General features: G+C 54.0%; 1 protein-coding gene and 1 pseudogene. Both read left to right on the forward strand.

The window, feature by feature from the left end; genetic code table 11:
- A pseudogene (locus tag ACRESJ_RS33825) lies at positions 1 to 705 on the forward strand (BamA/TamA family outer membrane protein); the annotation flags it as partial.
- 45 nt (positions 706 to 750) lie between these two features.
- Complete coding sequence (locus ACRESJ_RS33830) at positions 751 to 1,254, forward strand: OmpH family outer membrane protein (protein WP_431761764.1); 504 nt, start codon at positions 751 to 753, stop codon at positions 1,252 to 1,254.
- Positions 1,255 to 1,276: the final 22 nt, after the last annotated feature.

A 1,276-nucleotide genomic window follows, 5' to 3' on the forward strand; every position in this document is an offset into this window, starting at 1 on the left:
TACCTGAACTTCAAGGCTTCGGCCGGTTGGTCCGAGTCCACTCTGAACAAGGGTGTACTGGCTACCCGGGGTCATTCCCAGAGCCTGGTGCTGGAATCCACGATTCCAGGCAGCGATCTGTCGTTCTTCAAGCTCGACTACCGTGGCCAGTTGTTCCAGCCGTTGAGCGAGAACTACACCATGCGCCTGCATACCGAGTTGGGTTATGGCGATGGTTACGGGTCGACCGATGGCTTGCCATTCTATGAAAACTACTATGCTGGTGGTTTCAACTCGGTACGTGGTTTCAAGGACAGTTCCCTGGGGCCTCGCAGTACACCAAGTACCGGCAAGAACCCTGGCACCCAGTTTGACCCGGACCAGGATCCACTGCCGTTCGGTGGTAACGTCCTGATCCAGGGCGGTGTGGAAGTTCTGTTCCCGCTGCCGTTCGTCAAGGATCAACGCTCCCTGCGCACCTAGGTATTCTGTGATGTGGGTAACGTATTCGATTCATCTTTCTCGGATACCACAAACGCGGTTGGCTAGTAGTCAAACACCATGTGCTACGACATTAGCCTGAGCAACATGGCCAGTTCTGTTGGTGTAGGTGTGACATGGGTCACTGCACTGGGTCCTTTGAGTTTCGCATTGGCCATGCCGGTCAAGAAGCCGGATGACGCTGAGACTCAAGTGTTCCAATTTTCCCTCGGCCAGACGTTCTAAGCGTCTGACCCAAGATAACGACAATGAATTTTGTAGGAGTGCATCGTGCGTAAGTTGACTCAATTGGTTCTCCTGGCCAGCGTACTGGTCGCTGGTCCGGCATTTGCCGACATGAAAGTTGCCGTTCTGAACTATCAGATGGCTCTGCTGGAATCCGACGCGGCCAAGAAATACGCCGTGGATGCCGAGAAGAAGTTCGGTCCTCAGTTGACCAAGCTCAAGACGCTGGAAAGCAGCGCCAAGGGCATTCAGGACCGCCTGATGGCTGGTGGCGACAAAATGCAGCAGGGCGAGCGCGAGCGTCTGGAGCTTGAATTCAAGCAAAAGGCTCGTGACTTCCAGTTCCAGTCCAAGGAACTGAACGAAGCCAAAGCCGTTGCCGACCGTGAAATGCTGAAGCAGCTCAAGCCGAAACTGGACAGCGCTGTGGAAGAAGTCATCAAGAAAGGTGCTTTTGACCTGGTCTTCGAGCGTGGCGCAGTGATTGATGTCAAGCCTCAGTACGACATCACTCGCCAGGTTATCGAGCGCATGAATCAGCTGAAGTAATCCATTACCGTGACCATTAAGC

It is taken from the genome of Pseudomonas sp., assembly GCF_050739655.1.
Classification (GTDB): Bacteria; Pseudomonadota; Gammaproteobacteria; order Pseudomonadales; family Pseudomonadaceae; genus Aquipseudomonas.